16 protein-coding genes and 1 pseudogene are annotated in these 15,102 nt (G+C 72.7%); 8 read left to right on the top strand and 9 right to left on the bottom strand.

The genetic code is table 11. The features are described from left to right. Window positions 1-190 precede the first annotated feature (190 nt). Both AB0903_RS03390 and AB0903_RS03385 read left to right on the top strand, forming a co-directional pair. Window positions 191-1,165, top strand: a complete 975-nt coding sequence (locus AB0903_RS03390) for an acetylxylan esterase (protein WP_366698503.1) — start codon at window positions 191-193, stop codon at window positions 1,163-1,165. Window positions 1,166-1,372: 207 nt separating this feature from the next. Next, window positions 1,373-2,116: a cupin domain-containing protein gene (locus AB0903_RS03385; RefSeq protein ID WP_366698501.1), complete on the top strand. Its 744-nt coding sequence runs from the start codon at window positions 1,373-1,375 to the stop codon at window positions 2,114-2,116. Window positions 2,117-2,167: 51 nt separating this feature from the next. Here the strand turns inward: AB0903_RS03385 and AB0903_RS03380 are convergent, their stop codons facing one another. Further along, window positions 2,168-2,671 (bottom strand): metallophosphoesterase, encoded by a 504-nt coding sequence (locus AB0903_RS03380; RefSeq protein ID WP_366698499.1) that lies wholly within the window; start codon window positions 2,669-2,671, stop codon window positions 2,168-2,170. A 554-nt stretch (window positions 2,672-3,225) separates the two neighbouring features. On the opposite strand from AB0903_RS03380, the gene AB0903_RS03375 reads away from it, so the two are divergent. Then, window positions 3,226-3,585, top strand: coding sequence for a hypothetical protein (locus tag AB0903_RS03375; protein WP_366698497.1), 360 nt, complete (start codon window positions 3,226-3,228; stop codon window positions 3,583-3,585). A gap of 109 nt (window positions 3,586-3,694) precedes the next feature. On the opposite strand, the pseudogene AB0903_RS03370 reads toward AB0903_RS03375, so the two are convergent. Continuing rightward, a pseudogene (locus tag AB0903_RS03370) lies at window positions 3,695-3,904 on the bottom strand (DUF6296 family protein); the annotation flags it as partial. 197 nt (window positions 3,905-4,101) lie between these two features. Between AB0903_RS03370 and AB0903_RS03365 the strand changes: the two are divergent. Next, window positions 4,102-5,058, top strand: coding sequence for an aldo/keto reductase (locus AB0903_RS03365; protein WP_366698495.1), 957 nt, complete (start codon window positions 4,102-4,104; stop codon window positions 5,056-5,058). 250 nt (window positions 5,059-5,308) lie between these two features. Here the strand turns inward: AB0903_RS03365 and AB0903_RS03360 are convergent, their stop codons facing one another. Beyond that, window positions 5,309-5,479, bottom strand: a complete 171-nt coding sequence (locus AB0903_RS03360) for a CsbD family protein (protein WP_366698493.1) — start codon at window positions 5,477-5,479, stop codon at window positions 5,309-5,311. 144 nt (window positions 5,480-5,623) lie between these two features. On the opposite strand from AB0903_RS03360, the gene AB0903_RS03355 reads away from it, so the two are divergent. Together AB0903_RS03355 and AB0903_RS03350 are read left to right on the top strand one after the other, a co-directional pair. After that, complete coding sequence (locus tag AB0903_RS03355; RefSeq protein ID WP_366698491.1) at window positions 5,624-5,911, top strand: hypothetical protein; 288 nt, start codon at window positions 5,624-5,626, stop codon at window positions 5,909-5,911. 238 nt (window positions 5,912-6,149) lie between these two features. Next, entirely contained in the window at window positions 6,150-6,515 is a 366-nt protein-coding gene (locus AB0903_RS03350) for a PRC-barrel domain containing protein (protein ID WP_366698489.1), read from the top strand. Window positions 6,516-6,583: 68 nt separating this feature from the next. On the opposite strand, the gene AB0903_RS03345 is transcribed toward AB0903_RS03350, so the two are convergent. Then, a complete protein-coding gene (locus tag AB0903_RS03345; RefSeq protein ID WP_366698487.1) occupies window positions 6,584-6,826 on the bottom strand; it encodes a WhiB family transcriptional regulator in 243 nt (80 codons plus the stop codon). A gap of 245 nt (window positions 6,827-7,071) precedes the next feature. Between AB0903_RS03345 and AB0903_RS03340 the strand changes: the two genes are divergently transcribed. Then, window positions 7,072-7,620: a tellurite resistance TerB family protein gene (locus tag AB0903_RS03340; protein WP_366698828.1), complete on the top strand. Its 549-nt coding sequence runs from the start codon at window positions 7,072-7,074 to the stop codon at window positions 7,618-7,620. 135 nt (window positions 7,621-7,755) lie between these two features. Here AB0903_RS03340 and AB0903_RS03335 read toward each other — a convergent pair whose 3' ends face one another. The 4 genes from AB0903_RS03335 to AB0903_RS03320 form a co-directional block, all read right to left on the bottom strand. Next, a complete protein-coding gene (locus AB0903_RS03335; protein ID WP_366698485.1) occupies window positions 7,756-9,660 on the bottom strand; it encodes a DUF2264 domain-containing protein in 1,905 nt (634 codons plus the stop codon). Beyond that, window positions 9,657-10,700, bottom strand: coding sequence for a hydroxyacid dehydrogenase (locus AB0903_RS03330; RefSeq protein WP_366698483.1), 1,044 nt, complete (start codon window positions 10,698-10,700; stop codon window positions 9,657-9,659). Before AB0903_RS03330 ends, AB0903_RS03335 begins: the two co-directional genes overlap by 4 nt. Window positions 10,701-10,876: 176 nt before the next feature. Beyond that, window positions 10,877-11,995 carry a substrate-binding domain-containing protein gene (locus tag AB0903_RS03325; protein WP_366698481.1) on the bottom strand — a complete coding sequence of 373 codons (1,119 nt, stop codon included), beginning with the start codon at window positions 11,993-11,995 and terminating at the stop codon, window positions 10,877-10,879. A 110-nt stretch (window positions 11,996-12,105) separates the two neighbouring features. Continuing rightward, window positions 12,106-12,369 (bottom strand): hypothetical protein, encoded by a 264-nt coding sequence (locus tag AB0903_RS03320; RefSeq protein ID WP_366698479.1) that lies wholly within the window; start codon window positions 12,367-12,369, stop codon window positions 12,106-12,108. Window positions 12,370-12,695: 326 nt separating this feature from the next. Between AB0903_RS03320 and AB0903_RS03315 the strand changes: the two genes are divergently transcribed. Then, window positions 12,696-13,571 (top strand): methyltransferase domain-containing protein, encoded by an 876-nt coding sequence (locus AB0903_RS03315; protein ID WP_366698477.1) that lies wholly within the window; start codon window positions 12,696-12,698, stop codon window positions 13,569-13,571. A gap of 258 nt (window positions 13,572-13,829) precedes the next feature. Here the strand turns inward: AB0903_RS03315 and AB0903_RS03310 are convergent, their stop codons facing one another. Continuing rightward, on the bottom strand, window positions 13,830-14,930 hold the full coding sequence (locus AB0903_RS03310) for a glutamate--cysteine ligase (protein WP_366698476.1): 1,101 nt from the start codon (window positions 14,928-14,930) through the stop codon (window positions 13,830-13,832). Between the last annotated feature and the right edge of the window lie 172 nt (window positions 14,931-15,102).

Below are 15,102 nucleotides of genomic sequence, written 5' to 3'. Positions count from 1 at the left end.
GTCGGCACAGCGCAGTGGGCGGTACGCGGTCGGCGAAGCGCACTGGGCGAGGCACAGTCGGCGAAGCACGGCTTCAGTGTGGCGCTGCGGGCAGCGCATCGGCCCTCGCGTCCGGCTTCCGGGCGGTACTTGCCCAGTCACGGCCCTCCGTGTTGATCTGCTCACCCATTACCGTACGGAAGGCGGCCCCATGGCCCTGTTCGATCTGTCACTCCCCGAACTCCGCGAGTACCACAGCCTCTCCCCCGAGCCGGAGGACTTCGACGCGTTCTGGACGAAGACCCTCGATGAGGCCCGCGGCCACGATCTCGACGCCCGCTTCGAGCGCGTGGAAAGCGGCCTCACCTTGGTCGGCGTGTACGACGTGACCTTCGCCGGCTTCGGCGGCCACCCGGTGAAGGGGTGGCTGATACTTCCCGTCGGCGCGAGCGAACCACTGCCCCTGGTCGTCGAGTTCGTCGGCTACGGCGGCGGCCGCGGACTGCCGCACACGCATCTGCTGTGGGCGTCGGCCGGCTTCGCGCACTTCGTGATGGACACCCGGGGCCAGGGCAGCGGCTGGTCGACGGGGAACACGGCGGACCCGGTGGGCAGCGCGCCGTCGCACCCGGGCTTCCTGACGCGCGGTATCGAGGACCCGTTCGAGTTCTACTACCGCCGGGTGTTCACCGACGCGGTGCGCGCGATCGAGGCGGCCCGCTCCCACCCGGCCACCGACGCGTCCCGCACCGCCGCGGTCGGCGGCAGCCAGGGCGGCGGGATCACGCTCGCCGCCGCCGGGCTCGTGCCGGACCTCGCGGCCATCGCCCCCGACGTCCCGTTCCTGTGCGACTTCCCGCGCGCCACGACACTCACGGACCGTGACCCCTACCGCGAGGTGGGCAACTATCTCAAGGTCCACCGCGGCAGCACCGAGCAGACGGCGCGAACGCTCGCCTACTTCGACGGGGTGCACTTCGCGGCGCGCGGTCGCGCGCCGGCCCTGTTCTCCGTGGCGCTGGAGGACCAGACCTGCCCGCCGTCGACGGTGTTCGCCGCATTCAACGCGTACGCCCACGAGGACAAGCAGATCGAGGTCTACGACTTCAACGACCACGAGGGGGGCGGCCCGTTCCAGCAGGCCGCCCAACTGCGCTGGCTGCCGCAGCGGCTGGCGGCGGGGTAGCTCCGACGGCCGCCTGACGATTCGGGCGGCGTGAGCGCCGGCCGCGCGCCGGCGCGCCGGTGCCCTGCACTGCTGTTGACCATCGCTCCTCTCGGCCATCGCTCCTCTCGGCCATGACTGCTCTTGACCATGGCTGCTCTTGACGATGGCTGTCCGGGCGGCCTACATTGCCGACGGTAAGCGCTTACTGCCCGGAGGAGGACAGTGGTGAGCACGCCGGAAGCGTCCGCGGCCGCCGTCCACGACGGTCTGCCGGGCGGGATCGGCGTGTCCCGGCTGCGGGTCTACGACTGGCCGTCCGCCGACGGCCTGCGGGGCGGCACCCCTCATGTCCATCTGACCTGCTCGGAGGGGTACGCCGTGACCGGCGGCCGGGGCGCGGTCCAGACGCTGACCGCCTCGGGGTTCGAGCAGACCCCGCTGACTCCGGGCGCACTGGTCTGGTTCACGCCGGGCGTGATCCACCGCCTGGTCAACGACGGCGATCTGACCATCACCGTGCTGATGCAGAACTGCGGTCTGCCGGAGGCGGGCGACGCGGTGCTGACCCTGCCACCGCGTCTGCTCGCCGACACGGCCACCTACCGCGCCGCCGTCGCCCTGCCCGAGGGCGGTTCGGAGGAGGAACTGGAGCGGGCGGCCCGCCACCGCCGTGATCTGGCTCTCGAAGGCTTCGCGGTGCTGCGGGAGGCGGTCGAGGCCGGGGATCCGGAGCCGCTGGCCGCCTTCCACCGGGCTGCCGGGGCCCTGGTACGACCCTTCGTCGGCGCCTGGCGCGAGCGCTGGCGGACGGGCGCGGCTGCGGCCGCCAATGCGACGGGCGCCCAGCTGGACCGGCTCGAACGAGGGGACGCCGGCCATCTCGCCAGAGCGCGGATACGGGCCGAGCGGCCCTCCGCGCGCGGCCGTTTCGGCATGTGCGGCCGTCTCGACGTCTACGAGACCGGCTGACCCGGTCACCCCGTACCCGTGACCGGGCGACCGGACCGGATCTCCCCACGGTCAGCGGCGACGCTGCAGGCGGTGCAGTTCGACCTCCGACAGCTTGCCGCCGGCCACTCGGGCGGTCATGTAGGTGCAGTCGGGCTGCCGCCGGCGGTCGGTCGGCGAGCCCGGATTGAGCAGCCTCAGCCCCTCCTGCGCCGTCGTGTCCCAGGGAATGTGGCTGTGCCCGAACACCAGGACGTCGAGGTCGCGAAACCGCTTCTCGCAGCGGCGTTCACGCCCATGGGCCGGGCCGGTCTCATGGACGACCCCGAACCTCACTCCCCCGAGTTCGGCCAGGGCGACCTCCGGCAGCCGGCTCCGCAACTCGGGCCCGTCGTTGTTCCCGTACACCGCGAGCAGGCGTGCGGACCGGGACTCGAACAGATCGAGGGTCGCGGCGTCGATCCAGTCGCCGGCGTGGATCACCACGTCCGCCCTGCTCATGGAATCCAACAGCTCCGCAGGCAGCCGGCGCGCACGGGCGGGCACATGAGTGTCGGAGGTCAGCAGCAGCCGCATGCCTCCACGATGCTCCGTGCGGCGGCCCCACGCAGCCCTGCCGGACAGGCGGCAACGGCACTGCCACATCGCCGTACGAAGTCGCAGGCATACCCGCTCGCGGACCGGGCATCCGAAGGTTGAACGCTCGCCCGGCTCACCCCCCCCAGCCGGCAGCGAGGCGTCGCGGCCCCGTCCTCGTCCCCCCCCCCGGAGGCGGGGCCGCTCTCTGGGCCCGCGCCCCCGAGGTGCCTCGCCACGGAAAGCTTCGCGAGGCGGGCGTCAGGGGGCCGCCGCACGGTCGTGCGCCCGAGGATCCGCGAGGTCCAGCGTCCCGGGATGACGTTCCGGCAAGAGGTTCGGGTCCACGGTCTCCTGCCCGAGCAAGCGATCGGGACGCCGCTCGGAGCGCTTCGCCCTCTCGTGCGAACACGTAGTTCACGGCTTCCGGTGGAATCGGGGCCCGACGCGGGTACCCGCACATGACCTGCCGCCGACGGGCCGCCGGACCGCGGCCGTCCGTCGGTGGTTCCACCGAGACGGCCCGACGAGGGTCGGAAGGACAGGTGACATCGGTGACCGCACCTGCGCGATCACAACGGGACGAAGGCCGACCCGTGGGCGTACGGGCCTACGCCGACGCCGAGGCGGCGAAGCGGGAGCTGCCCGCGCTGCTCTCCGGCGGTGGGCATCCGCCCGAATACGGCGCCGGGGTGGCCGCGGGATACAGCTGGGCCCTGGGACGCGACGCCCGCGCGCCCGTCACCGGGGCGGGCGCGAACGGTGTGCCGGACATGGAACTCCTGACCGCGGAGATCGACGCCGCGGTGGTGCGGGAGGACGAGGCCGTGGCCGACCCAGCCACCCGGGACTACGTCCGGGGTGTGCACTCCGCCCTGGCCTGGATCTGCGGCTTCAGCGACCGGCGTGTGTAGGGCGGCGGGCAGAACGCGGCGTTCCGCTCGTGCGCCCGTCACTCACGCGCGCGTCGCTCATCGGCGCACGGTCTGAGCCGTCACCGGCGGGTGCCGGTGTTCTCCGCGCCGTCACCGGCAGCTCGTGTGCCTGGTGCCCACCACTCGCCAGCATCCGGACCTCGCCGCGGGCGCTGATCTCGGCGCGCACGATTCCTGTCTCGTCCTCGTAGACCGGGCTGCCGCCCGCTCCGGACTTGTCGGTGCGCCGGACCACGACCACGTCGTCCACGGCCGACGCCTGGAAGATGAGCTCGTAGCTCTCCGGGTAATCCTCCATGACCGCCTCCCGGGCGCTGTGCACGACCGGGAAACACGGGCCGGCCGTGCGGCGCCCTCCTTCCATGGTCGCTCCGCTCCGGCCGCGACGCCTGTCCTGCCCGCCCGGCCCCCGGCCACCCGTCTGCGCACCGGACGGCAGCGGACGGCAACGATATGGGTTTGGGCGGACGCGCCCACCCGTGGAAGGCTGACCGCGTGACGACGAACGCGGAAACCGGTGCGGAGCGGCTGCTGTACGGCTGCATGGGGCTGGGCGGGAGCTGGGACACCTCGCCCTACGGCGCGGCGGACGTAGCCGTGGCAGAGGCAGCGGTCGAGGCGGCACTCGACAGCGGGATCACCGTCTTCGACCATGCCGACATCTACCGTCACGGCAAGGCCGAGGCGGTCTTCGGTGAGGTTCTCGCCCGCGCGCCCGGTCTGCGTGAGCGCGTCGTCCTGCAGACCAAGTGCGGCATCCGGCCGGCCGACGGCGACGGGCCGGGCGTCTACGACCTGAGGGGCGCGAGCATCGTCCGGCGCGTCGAGGAAAGCCTCGGCCGTCTGCGCACCGACGTCATCGACGTGCTGCTGCTGCACCGGCCGGACCCGTTGGCCGACCCTCAGGACATCGCGAACGCCCTCACCTCGCTGCACCGCCAGGGGCTGGTGCGGAGTTTCGGCGTCTCCAACATGAGCGCCGCGCAGATCTCCGCCCTGCAGAGTTGTCTTGATCTGCCCCTGGTCGCCAACCAGCTCGAGATGAGTCTCCACCGACGCGACTGGCTCGAGGCCGGTGTTCTGGTCAACACCCCCGAGGCCGCCGCCAACGGCTTCCCGCTGGGGACGCTCGAGCACTGCCGTGCGAACGGCGTCCGCCTGCAGGCGTGGGGCGCCCTCGCCCAGGGCCGCTTCACGGGCCGGCAGGAGACGGCGTCGGAGCACGCCACGGCGCAGCTTGTCGCCGCTCTCGCCGAGGCGAAGGGCACCACGCCGGAGACCGTCCTGCTGTGGTGGCTCCAGCGGCATCCGGCGCGGATCTCACCGGTCATCGGCAGCGCACGGCCCGAACGTGTCCGCGCGTGCGGCGACGCGGCCCGGCGGGAGCCCGAACTCACCCACGAGGAGTGGTACCGGCTCTGGATCACCGCGCGGGGCGCCGCGCTTCCCTAGAGGCGGCGTCCGCGGGGCGACCGGGCTTCGGTGACGCGCCCCACCGGTGCGCGGCGCAGGGCTTCACAGGCTGCCGGGCGACAGGCGCGTACTCGGCCGGACCCGGCCGGGGCGGTCCGTGCACGGGAGGCGCGGCGGGACCGTGGACACTCCGTGTACGACCTGGCTCTCTCCGCGTACCACCTGGTTCTCCGCGTGGCGAAGGCCGGGCCCGTCGCGTCATCGCGACAGGCCCGGCCCTGTGTCCCCGTCAATGGCGGAAGACGTCCTTCGTCTTCTCCTTGGCCTGCCGGGCGTCACCCTTCGCCTGCTCCGTGCGCCCCTCGGCCTCAAGTGTTTCGTTGCCGACGGCGCGGCCTGTGGCTTCCTTCGCCTTGCCCTTCGCCTGTTCCATCTTCGCGCGGGACTTCTTCTTGGCCATGAAACTCACATCCCCATTACGTCCGACGTCATGGCTCGATTGATCGGCTGTCCGCTGACGCGCGCCCCAAACGTCCACCGGCGCCGCGACCAGGCGCCGGAGCAGTGGGTCGCGTTTCCGCCGCCGTGGTGTGACGCTGGAGTCATGAGCTGGGCGTCATGGACAACTCGCAATGTCTACACAGGGCGTGGCGGTGCGCTCACGGAGGAGACCGGTGTCATGACCGGGAATCTCACGGTCCACACCACCTGGGCCGACGGCACCGCACAGGTCGCCCTGCAGTACACCGGCGCGACCGACTGGTTCACGATGACGGGCAGCCCCACTCCCTGCCCCTCCGAAGAGTCGAGCCGGGCCCTGCACGACGCGGTGGTGCAGGCGGTCCGGAACGGCGCGGGGGCGATGGTCCCCGCTTGGGCACCGCAGGAGTGAGCGGCCCGAGCGGTGCCGCCGACCCCGCGGCCTTCCGGACCGCGCCGCCCCCGGGCGCTGAGGCGTGTCCGGAAGCCGCGACGCGCGGGGCGGGCCGGGGAGAGTGGCGCCCGCCGTGCGCCGGTGTTCCCGCCGGTCCCGTGGGCGCGCCCGCACCGGGATCCGGCGTCCCTGGTGCGGGCACGCCGTCCGGAAGTGGTCGGCACACGGCCGCGTTCGATGATCAGGAGGCTTCAGGGTGCAGGACATGTGGGTCTACCCGGCCGACAGCGGCTACGCACCGGCGCGGGACCTGGCGGGTTTCACGGTCGAGGCACCGGACGGAGTGCTGGGGCGTGTCGACCGGCAGTCCGACAGGCCGGGGGTGCAGCACCTGGTCGTCGACACCGGGGCGTGGGTCTTCGGGCGGAGCGTACTGGTCCCGGCCGGCTTCGTCCGGCGGATCAGCGACGCCGAGCGGAGCGTCACCGTGATCGCCACCAAGGAGCAGATCAAGAACGCTCCGCGGTTCACCACCGACAGCGAGACGGCGGACAGCGCCTATCTGACCGAGGTGGCCCGCTACTACGCCGGCCTCGGCCTCACGGACCGGCCCCCGGAGTGACCGAACCGCCCCGGCGCCGACCGCTCTTCACAGGGGCTTCCCGCATCAACCGCCGGCGGGCGGCCGTGTCAGCGGCTGCGGCTGTTACGCCGCTTCACCCTGCGGCGTTCGGTCTCGTTCGTCCCTCCCCAGACCCCGAGGTCCTGACCTGCCTCCACGGCCCATCGCAGACATGGCTCCCGCACCGGGCAGCGACCGCAGACGGCCTTCGCCTCCGCCTCCTGCATGAGCGCGGGCCCGGTGGTGCCGATGGGGAAGAAGAGGTCGGGGTCCTCGTCGCGGCATGCCGCTTCGTCACGCCAGTCGTCCATGTGTGCCTCGTAAAGGTCGTAGGGTGTACGGGGGTTCGGCCGCTCGTGTGCCGTCCTGCCGGGTGACCGCCGTGCGGGCTCCGAAACGGGGCCGGCCGTGGTCCGGTGGCGACGGCCCCAATGCCGCGGCAGGCTTCCGCGTCGGAATCCGGAACGCCTGACGGTGTCCGCGCGTTGGTCGGGGTGAGCGTCGTGCGGCGCGCACGACGTCCCGGAAGCAATGAGAAGAAGCCGAGGTGGCACCAGTGGCAATGTGGGACCGGATCAAGGACCAGGCCAAGAGTCTGCAGCAGTCCCAGGGCAGCACTCGGAGCGCGGGCGGACAGGGGACCGGCCCGCGCTCGGGGGGTGGCTCTCGCGCCCAGTTGGTGAACACCTTCAAGTCGCAGCTGACTTCTTTGAAGGCGGAGCTGAAGAGCGGCGCCTTCCGGGACGCCAGCATGGCGATGTGCGCGCTGGTGGCGGCCGCTGACAGGCATGTGGACGCGGCGGAGCGCCAGCATGTGGAGTCTTTGATCCTCAGCAACGACGTCCTGCAGAACTTCCCGGCGGACCAGCTGCGCCAGCGGTTCAACAAGCACGCCGACCAGCTCTCCGCCAACTTCCTGCTGGGCAAGGCGGAAGTGCTGCAGGAGATCGCCAAGGCCGCCAAGAAGCCGACGGAGGCAAGGGCGGTCGTCCAGACCGGCTTCGTCATCGCCGGCGCCGACGGACATGTCGAGCAGTCGGAGCTGGAGGTCATCCGCGAGGCGTGCGCCGCGCTCGGCCTGTCCCCCACGGAGTTCGGCATCTGAGGCCACACCGCTGCCGGCTGCTCGTGGCTCCGGCGGAAGGCCCTCGAGCGGCCCGTGCGCGTCGATACGTCCGACGCCACCTCGACACGCCCCGCCGCTCGTCCGGTGTCCGGCGTGCCTCGGCGCGTCGCTCGGTCAGGGGCGGAGCGCGGTCTCCCGCCCGGCGCTGCGGTGCACGGTGACAGGGTCGAACGCGACACCGGTCCGGGAGCCGTCGTCGGTCCAGCGGACCTCGACGCGGTCTGCGTCCACGGTCACTTCCTCGACGGCGCCCGCGAGCGGCGCGGGGTCCGGCCCGGCGCAGAGCGTCGCCAGTGCCACGTACAGCGCCGTGCCCTCGGCCGGTGCGGTGAGCCGGGGCAGCACCGCCCGATGTGTGTACGCCGTCCCGTTGGGAGCCCGCAGTCGGTCCTGTGCGCGCCAGCCGTGCAGCGGATGCAGCGCCGAACGCAGCGGCTCGTCGGGGCCGGTAGCCCAACCCGTCTGCTCGACCCCGGCGCCCGGCGGGGCGCCGACCACCCGGTGCACCCGCAGTTCAAGACGCCCGTGAGCAACGGTGACGCTCTCCACTCGCAGCCCGGGCACCATGGGCGGCCCGGCAGGGAACACCGGCCGGTGCCAGGAGGCCGCCCAGCCCCAGCCGTCACCACCCCCGGCGCCCAGCGGGTGGATGCGGCGGCGGACGCTGCGTCTGCCGTCGACGACGACGGCGAGGTGGTTGTCCGCCGTGTCGGCGATCGCGGTCGGGCCGGTCCGGGTGGAGTACGCCTGACGGCTGTAGAGCGGATCGTCGTCGGCGGCCGACTCGCCCTCGTGCGGCCGGACATGGTCGCTGCCGTGGTTGTGCAGCCGGACGACCCCGTCCTCGCGGGTGCTCTGGATCAGCAGTCCCGGCGCGGGCAGTGCGAGCACCCGGTCCGGTCCCTCGCTCGGGGCCGCGGCCTCCGTGGCGGTCCACAGCGGATGCCCGGCCGGGGCCAGCAGGCAGACGAACGCCTTCGACGCCCAGTAAGGGGAGGCCGGACCGGAGTAGCGCTGCAGCGTCCCCTCGTGCGGTCCGTGCCAGCCGAGGCCGAGCAGGCCGTCCGGTCCAACGGCGCCGCGGTCGAGGAAGTACCGGAGAGATCCGCTGATCAGTCTGCGGGAGACCCCCGGGGGGAAAGGCGTGTGGCCGGTGACGGCACCGAGGCCCACGGCCGACGCGGCGGCGAAACGGTAGGTGAGCGAGCGCCCGAAGTGGACCGGCGCGCCGTCCCCGCCGAAGAGCAGCCCGAGGCTTTCCAGGTGTTCACTCAGCCGGCCGCCGTACGGGCCCGTACCGCCGTCGCCGAGAAGGGCGTCGAGCACCGGATACAGGTGCAGGGCCCAGCCGTTGTAGTGATCGAAGGCCCGGCCGTCGCCGTCCGAGTACCAGCCCTGCCCCCGATACCAGCTCTCCAGCAGGCCGAGGGCGCGTTCCCTGGCACGGGCGGTCTCCGCGTCGCCGCGGCCGACGGACTCCAGGAAGCCGGCCACCGTGTACGGGAAGAGGTACCAGTTGTTCGGCGCCGGGACATGGCGCAGGGCGCCGCGCAGCCACTCCTCGGCCCGGTCCCGGACGCTCTCGTCCAGCCGGTCCCACAGCCAGGGGCGGGTCATCCGCAAGCCGAGGGCCACGGAGGCGGATTCGACCATCGGCTGGCCGGCGACGTCGTGGCCGAGGACCGGCGGCCATGACTCGGTGTCGTCCCGGCCCGGGGTGCGGGTGCCGGCCGCGAGTCCTTCCGCGTACCTCTCGAGCCGGCCGTGCGGGTCCTCGCCCCCGGCCCCGGCCACCCGGAACGCGGCGGCGAGGAAGGTGCGGGCGTACCCCTCGAGGCCGTCGGAGCGGACGCCGGACGCCGAGGCGCGGCCGGGAAGGCGGAGCAGGGCACCGCGCGGAGTGGCGCACTTCCAGGCAGCGGTCAGCAGTCCGTCGGCGGCGGCCTCCCAGTGGTCGCGGGTGTATCCGGTGTACGGGCTCCTCGCGTGGTCGTCGCCGGGCAGACGGAGGGCGCTCATGCGAGGTGGGCCAGCCTTTCGCGTCGTACGGGGTGGGCGAATCCCGCGCCTGAGGCCCAGCGGGCGATCTCGGCGGCGGCCAGGCCGGCAAGCCGCCCCCACTCGTTGCCCAGCGATCCGGCGAGGTGGGGGGTGATCGTGACGTTGTCGCACGTCCACAACGGGTGGTCAGGCGGCAGCACTTCGGGATCGGTGACGTCCAGTACGGCTCTCAGCCGGCCTTGCGTCGCTGCCTCAGTGAGGGCCTCCTGGTCGACGACGGCGCCGCGGGCGGTGTTGACGAGGACCGCGTCGGGCCGCATGGCGCCGAGCAGTTCGCGGCTCACGAGACCCCGGGTGGCGGGCAGCAGCGGTGTGTGGACGCTGACGACGTCGCTGCGGGTGAACAGTTCGCCGAGGGAGACGGACCGCACGCCGAGCGCTGCCGCGTCCTCTGCACCCACGTAGGGATCGTGCAGCAGCACCTCGAACTCGTAGGGGCGCAGCAGTTCGATCACGCGGCGCCCGATCGCGGAGGCGGACAGGATGCCGACTGTTCTGCCGTAGTTGCCGACGTCGCGAGGCGTGGCGAGCAGGTCGGGGCGGCGGCGCTCGGCACGCAGCCACCGGGCGCTCTCCAGGACACGTTTGCCGCTGAGAAGGATCATGGCGACGGTGTACTCCGCGACCGGGAGGGCGTTCGCCGCGGCGGCGGAGGAGACCTCGATGCCGCGTTCCCAGCACGCGTCGGTGATGTGTCCGCGTACGGAACCGGCGGTGTGGACCACGGCGCGGAGCCGGGGCGCCGCGTCGAGTGCGGCGGTGGACAGCGGCGGACAGCCCCACCCGGTGACCAGGATCTCGATGTCGGCGAGGACGTCCCGTGCCCGCTCGGTGGTGAGGTCGTCGAGAGCGGGTCCCTCCGCCAGGTCGCAGATGTCGCGGAGGGCTGCCAGAGCGGCGGGGTCGAGCACCGCGGCGGCCGCGGCGGCCTCCATGGCGATCGCGACGCGCGGGCGGCGACCTGTGGAACCGGGGGCGGCGGCTGTGGTGCGAACCATCTCTCTCCTGGACGATGTCGTCGTAACGGGCCGAGCCGTGGAGCAGGAACCGGTGGTTCTGGCTGCCGGACAGGATGCCTGCGGCAGCGCATGGCGGTTCACCGGGCCATCCTGAGCGACTGATCGGATCGAGGTCAACAGATCGATCGGACCGGAACAATCGGTCAAACGAACAATCACAGCTCCCGGGCGGATCCACGGATCTTCAGTTCCGGCAGCAGTTCGACGCGCCGCGGCGGGCCGCCCCTCCCCGCGAGCCGCTGTACCAGCACCTCCGCCGCCAACCGCCCCACCTCGGCCTTCGGCGGGGCGACAGCGGTGAGCGGAGTGCTGCCGAAGGCGGCCACCACGTCGTCGTACGCCACGACCGAGCAGTCCTGCGGCACCCGGACACCCCTGTCCGCGAGCTGCTGGACCAGCATCAGCGCATCGACGTCGCCGTGCAGCACGGCGGCGGTGGCACGCCGCTCCCGCAGGAGGCCGACGAGACCTCCTGCGGAGCTGCCGAAGTCGGCGGGGTCAGGGAAGGGAGCCGGGCGGCCCGGGACCTCGGCACGGCCAGCCTCCGGGGCGCTGAGCGTCACCGTCCAGTCCTCGATCTTCTCACGGTCATGAGCGATCCGTACGAAGGCGGACCGCAGGGCGCGAGCGGTCGGACTGTCGTCGCGGACCGCCAGCACGATCCGGCGGTGGCCCAGCGAGACGAGGTGGTCCACGGCGAGGTGCATGCCGTACCAGTGGTCGGAGCACACCGAGTCCACGGCGTGCAGTGCGCTCCCCCGGCGCGGTCTGCGCTCCGTCACCACCGTCGGCACGCCCACGCCTGCCAGCCAGGCGCAGTCCGCCTCCTCCTCGGCGGCGGTGCTCCACCGCGGGGCGATCAGCAGCCCGGCTGCTCCGTCGGCCAGTACCCTGTCGACAAGGGGGCGTTCGGCGCCGGCGGCTCGCGGGGCGATGTGCAGGGCCACCCGCAGCCCGGCCTCCTCCAGGACCGTCCGGGCGCCGTGCATGGTCTCGTACAGATACGTGTGCCGCTCCGGGACGACCAGCGCCACGGCAGTGTCCCCGGCGGTGCCCCGGCCTGCGGGACCCGGCGGCTGCTCCACGGGCTCGACCGAGCGGGCCACGCCGTGGCCGCGCCGGAGCAGTCCGGCCCGGTCGAGCTCTTCCACGTCCCGGCGGACGGTCACGACGGAGACCTCCAGCTCGGCGGCGAGGTCGGCCACGCGCACCGTTCCCCTCGACCGCACCACGGCGAGAATCCGCCGGCGTCTCGCGTCGCTCGGCTCGCGCATCCCTGGCCCCTCCGCGCGCGGCACACGCTGATCGTTTGACCGTTTTCCGGAAGCATACCGATCACACGAGAGGGCCGGTACGCCCTCGCAGGGCCTCCTCCGCGGCGGACTCAGTCGGGCAGCTCCTCGGGGGCCGGCGTTCCGGGGCCGCTCTCCTCCTGCGATCCTTGGCTCCCGGCCCCCGCCTCGTCGGCCTCGGGCACGTCTCCCCCGGTCCCGCCCGACTCGCCCTCGTCGCCTCCCTCTCCGGCCCGCCGGTCCACAGCCTCGTCCCGCTGCTCCGGTTTCCGGGCACCGGCCTGCTGATCCTGCATGTCGCGCGGCAGCGGGGCATCGCGGTTCTCGAACCCCTCCGGCCGGTAGTCGTCGCTCATCTCGTCCTCCCTCGTGGCGTCGGCTGTGGCGTTGTCGGCGGCGTCGTTCCTGGTTCGCGGCGTGGTGGGCAACCTCACGGGTACCCGCCGGAAACGCTCCGACACGACGATGACCGCACTGCCCCGGCCCAGGCCCGCCGCGTGCGGCCATCGTCGCGGCGGACGCGCCGCATCCGAGGGAAGAGCCGCGCTCGAAGCCGCTTGAAAAGGGGTGATCGGGCGAACCGGCCTATCGTTGGACACATCGGCAGAAGTGATGCTCACGGGGTCGGAACGGGCTCTCCTCCGAGCGGCCGCCGGCCGGGATCCCGAGGAGGAGATCTGTCATGGCGGACGCGATCGAGACGAGCGGGGCAAACGGGGCAAACGGGGCGAGCGGGGCGACCGAGGCCGACCAGGCCCTCAAGGCGAAGCACCGGAAGATGTGGGCGCTGGGCGACTACCCCGCAGTCGCCGGCGACCTCATCCCCGGCCTGGGCGCCGTCCTGGTACGGGCGTGCGGGGTGAAGGCGGACGACCGCGTGCTGGACGTCGCCGCCGGCACGGGCAACGCGGCGATTCCGGCGGCCCTGGCAGGCGCCGATGCCGTGGCGTGCGACCTGACGCCGGAGCTGCTCGATGCCGGACGCCGGTCGGCCGGGCAGCAGGACGTCGGTCTCGTCTGGCAGGAGGCCGACGCCGAGGCGCTTCCTTTCGAGGACGGCGAGTTCGACACCGTCATGTCGTGTGTCGGCGTGATGTTCGCCCCGCACCACGAGGCGGCCGCCGACGAACTGGTCCGCGTCTGCCGCCCGGGCGGCACCATCGGCCTGCTCAACTGGACTCCTGAAGGCTTCATCGGCCAGATGTTCGCCGTGATGCGGCCGTACGCGCCCGCTCCGCCGCCCGGCACCCAGCCGCCTCCCCTGTGGGGGAACGAGGAGCATGTCCGCACGTTGCTCGGGGACCGGGTGGCGGATGTCGAGGCGAGCAGGGCGACCGTGGAGGTGGACCGTTTCAAGCGGCCGGAAGCGTTCAGGGACTACTTCAAGACCGCCTACGGACCGACCATCGCGATCTACCGGAGCATCGCCGACTCCCCCGACCGGGTCGCCGAGCTGGACAGGTCCCTCGTCGAACTCGCCAGGCAGCACGGCTGCGGGTCGGGGCGTTCGACCATGGAGTGGGAGTACCTGCTGCTGACATGCCGCCGGAGTGCGTGACTCCTCGACGAGTGCCTGGCCTCCGGTCACCGGCACGCGCTTCACCGTCCGACGTGTGGCGTCCGGCGACCGGCGCGCGAACTGTGTCGGCCGACGCATGACCTGTGTCGACGGAGGAACCCCGCCGCGACGGGGGAGGCGCGGCGGGGCCCGGTGGACGTATGCCCCGGTGGCGACGATGCATGCATCGGGGCCGCGGCGGCAGAGCCGTACGCGGGGCCCCGGGCGCCTCGTCCCGGCTGGCGGCCCGGGGCCGGCTCAGCCACCGGTGGTCCTGCGCACGCAGGCGGCCACCACGTCCCGGAGGTTCCCCGTACGGCTCATCAGGTCGCGCTGGAAACGGGCGCCGTTGCCGGTCGCCCGCAGCGCGGCCGCCGACTCCTCCACCAGGCGCACGTCGCCCGAGTCCTCCAAGGCGCCCCTGACGTGATTGATCAGTGCCCGGACCACGACGTCCGCGGGCTCGGGGCTCATGGTGAGCGGATGGATCAGCCGCTCCTCCAGTCCCGAGCGGCCCGCCCGCCACGAGGCCAGCCGCAGCAGGCCGACGCCGTGCGGTACCGGGGGCACTTCCGCGCGCCACTCACGGGCCGCGGTCTCGACCAGGCCGCGGACGAGCGTGGCGATCAACACGGTGGCGGCCGGGTCCAGGCAGACGTCGGCCACCCGGATCTCCACGGTGGGGTACGAGGCGGAGAGCCGGGCGTCGAAGTAGACCATGCCCCTGTCCCGCAGGGCACCGGTGGCCACCATCGCGGACACCTGCTCGTGGTACCGGTCCGCCGAACGGAAGATCTCCGTGGGTCCGGAGGACGGCCAGCGGCCCCAGACCCGGCTGCGGTAGCTCGCGTACCGGCTGTCCCTGCCCTGCCAGTAGGGCGAGTTCGCGCTGATCGCCACCAGGACGGAGAGCCAGGGGCGGATCCGGTCGATGACGGCGACGCCCTCCTCGTCCGAGTCGACCGAGACGTGAACATGGCAGCCACAGGTGAGTTGTTCCTGCGTGGTCAGCCCGAACTCCTCGGCCATCCAGCCGTACCGCTCGCCGCTCGCGAGTGACGGGCTGACGGGCAGCGGCGACGTCGCCAGTGCGGCCACCGCCGCTCCCAGCCGCTCTGCGTGGCGGGCGGCCTCCGCACGCCAGCGGACGATCTCGTCGGCGAGATCACCCATCGCGGCCTGAGGGAGCGTGGCGAACTCCAACTGCTCCCGTTGCAGCTCCGACTCGAACACCTCCTTGCCGACACCTCCCTCGCGTCCGGCCGACGCGAGCACGGCCGCGGACAGCGCCTGCGGCTCCCCCGAGTCGGGGTCCACGAGGAGCAGCTCCTCCTCCACACCCACGGTGCGCACGTCCATCACTTCTCCCCATCAGCCGCAGTCGAGACCTCTCAGGTGCCCGGACACGCGGACTCAATGCGCACGCGGGGGCCCGGCCCTCGGGACGAAGTCCTGTCATGGCGCCGCGTATGCGGGCGAACCGGGGGCAGCCGCACCCCATGGAACGCTTTGCCCGGCTGCGAAAGCAGCC

This window comes from Streptomyces sp. NPDC048389, from assembly GCF_040706335.1.
Lineage (GTDB): Bacteria > Actinomycetota > Actinomycetes > Streptomycetales > Streptomycetaceae > Streptomyces.
This window is presented reverse-complemented; position numbering and strand designations above follow the sequence as displayed.

Bases quoted from the DNA above. Each gene is read 5' to 3' on its own strand.
- AB0903_RS03310 (WP_366698476.1), bottom strand. From the start codon at position 14,930: ATGGACGTGCGCACCGTGGGTGTGGAGGAGGAGCTGCTCCTCGTGGAC.
- AB0903_RS03315 (WP_366698477.1), top strand. From the start codon at position 12,696: ATGGCGGACGCGATCGAGACGAGCGGGGCAAACGGGGCAAACGGGGCG.
- AB0903_RS03325 (WP_366698481.1), bottom strand. From the start codon at position 11,995: ATGCGCGAGCCGAGCGACGCGAGACGCCGGCGGATTCTCGCCGTGGTG.
- AB0903_RS03330 (WP_366698483.1), bottom strand. From the start codon at position 10,700: ATGGTTCGCACCACAGCCGCCGCCCCCGGTTCCACAGGTCGCCGCCCG.
- AB0903_RS03335 (WP_366698485.1), bottom strand. From the start codon at position 9,660: ATGAGCGCCCTCCGTCTGCCCGGCGACGACCACGCGAGGAGCCCGTAC.
- AB0903_RS03380 (WP_366698499.1), bottom strand. From the start codon at position 2,671: ATGCGGCTGCTGCTGACCTCCGACACTCATGTGCCCGCCCGTGCGCGC.
- AB0903_RS03345 (WP_366698487.1), bottom strand. From the start codon at position 6,826: ATGGACGACTGGCGTGACGAAGCGGCATGCCGCGACGAGGACCCCGAC.
- AB0903_RS03320 (WP_366698479.1), bottom strand. From the start codon at position 12,369: ATGAGCGACGACTACCGGCCGGAGGGGTTCGAGAACCGCGATGCCCCG.
- AB0903_RS03360 (WP_366698493.1), bottom strand. From the start codon at position 5,479: ATGGCCAAGAAGAAGTCCCGCGCGAAGATGGAACAGGCGAAGGGCAAG.
- AB0903_RS03390 (WP_366698503.1), top strand. From the start codon at position 191: ATGGCCCTGTTCGATCTGTCACTCCCCGAACTCCGCGAGTACCACAGC.
- AB0903_RS03355 (WP_366698491.1), top strand. From the start codon at position 5,624: ATGAGCTGGGCGTCATGGACAACTCGCAATGTCTACACAGGGCGTGGC.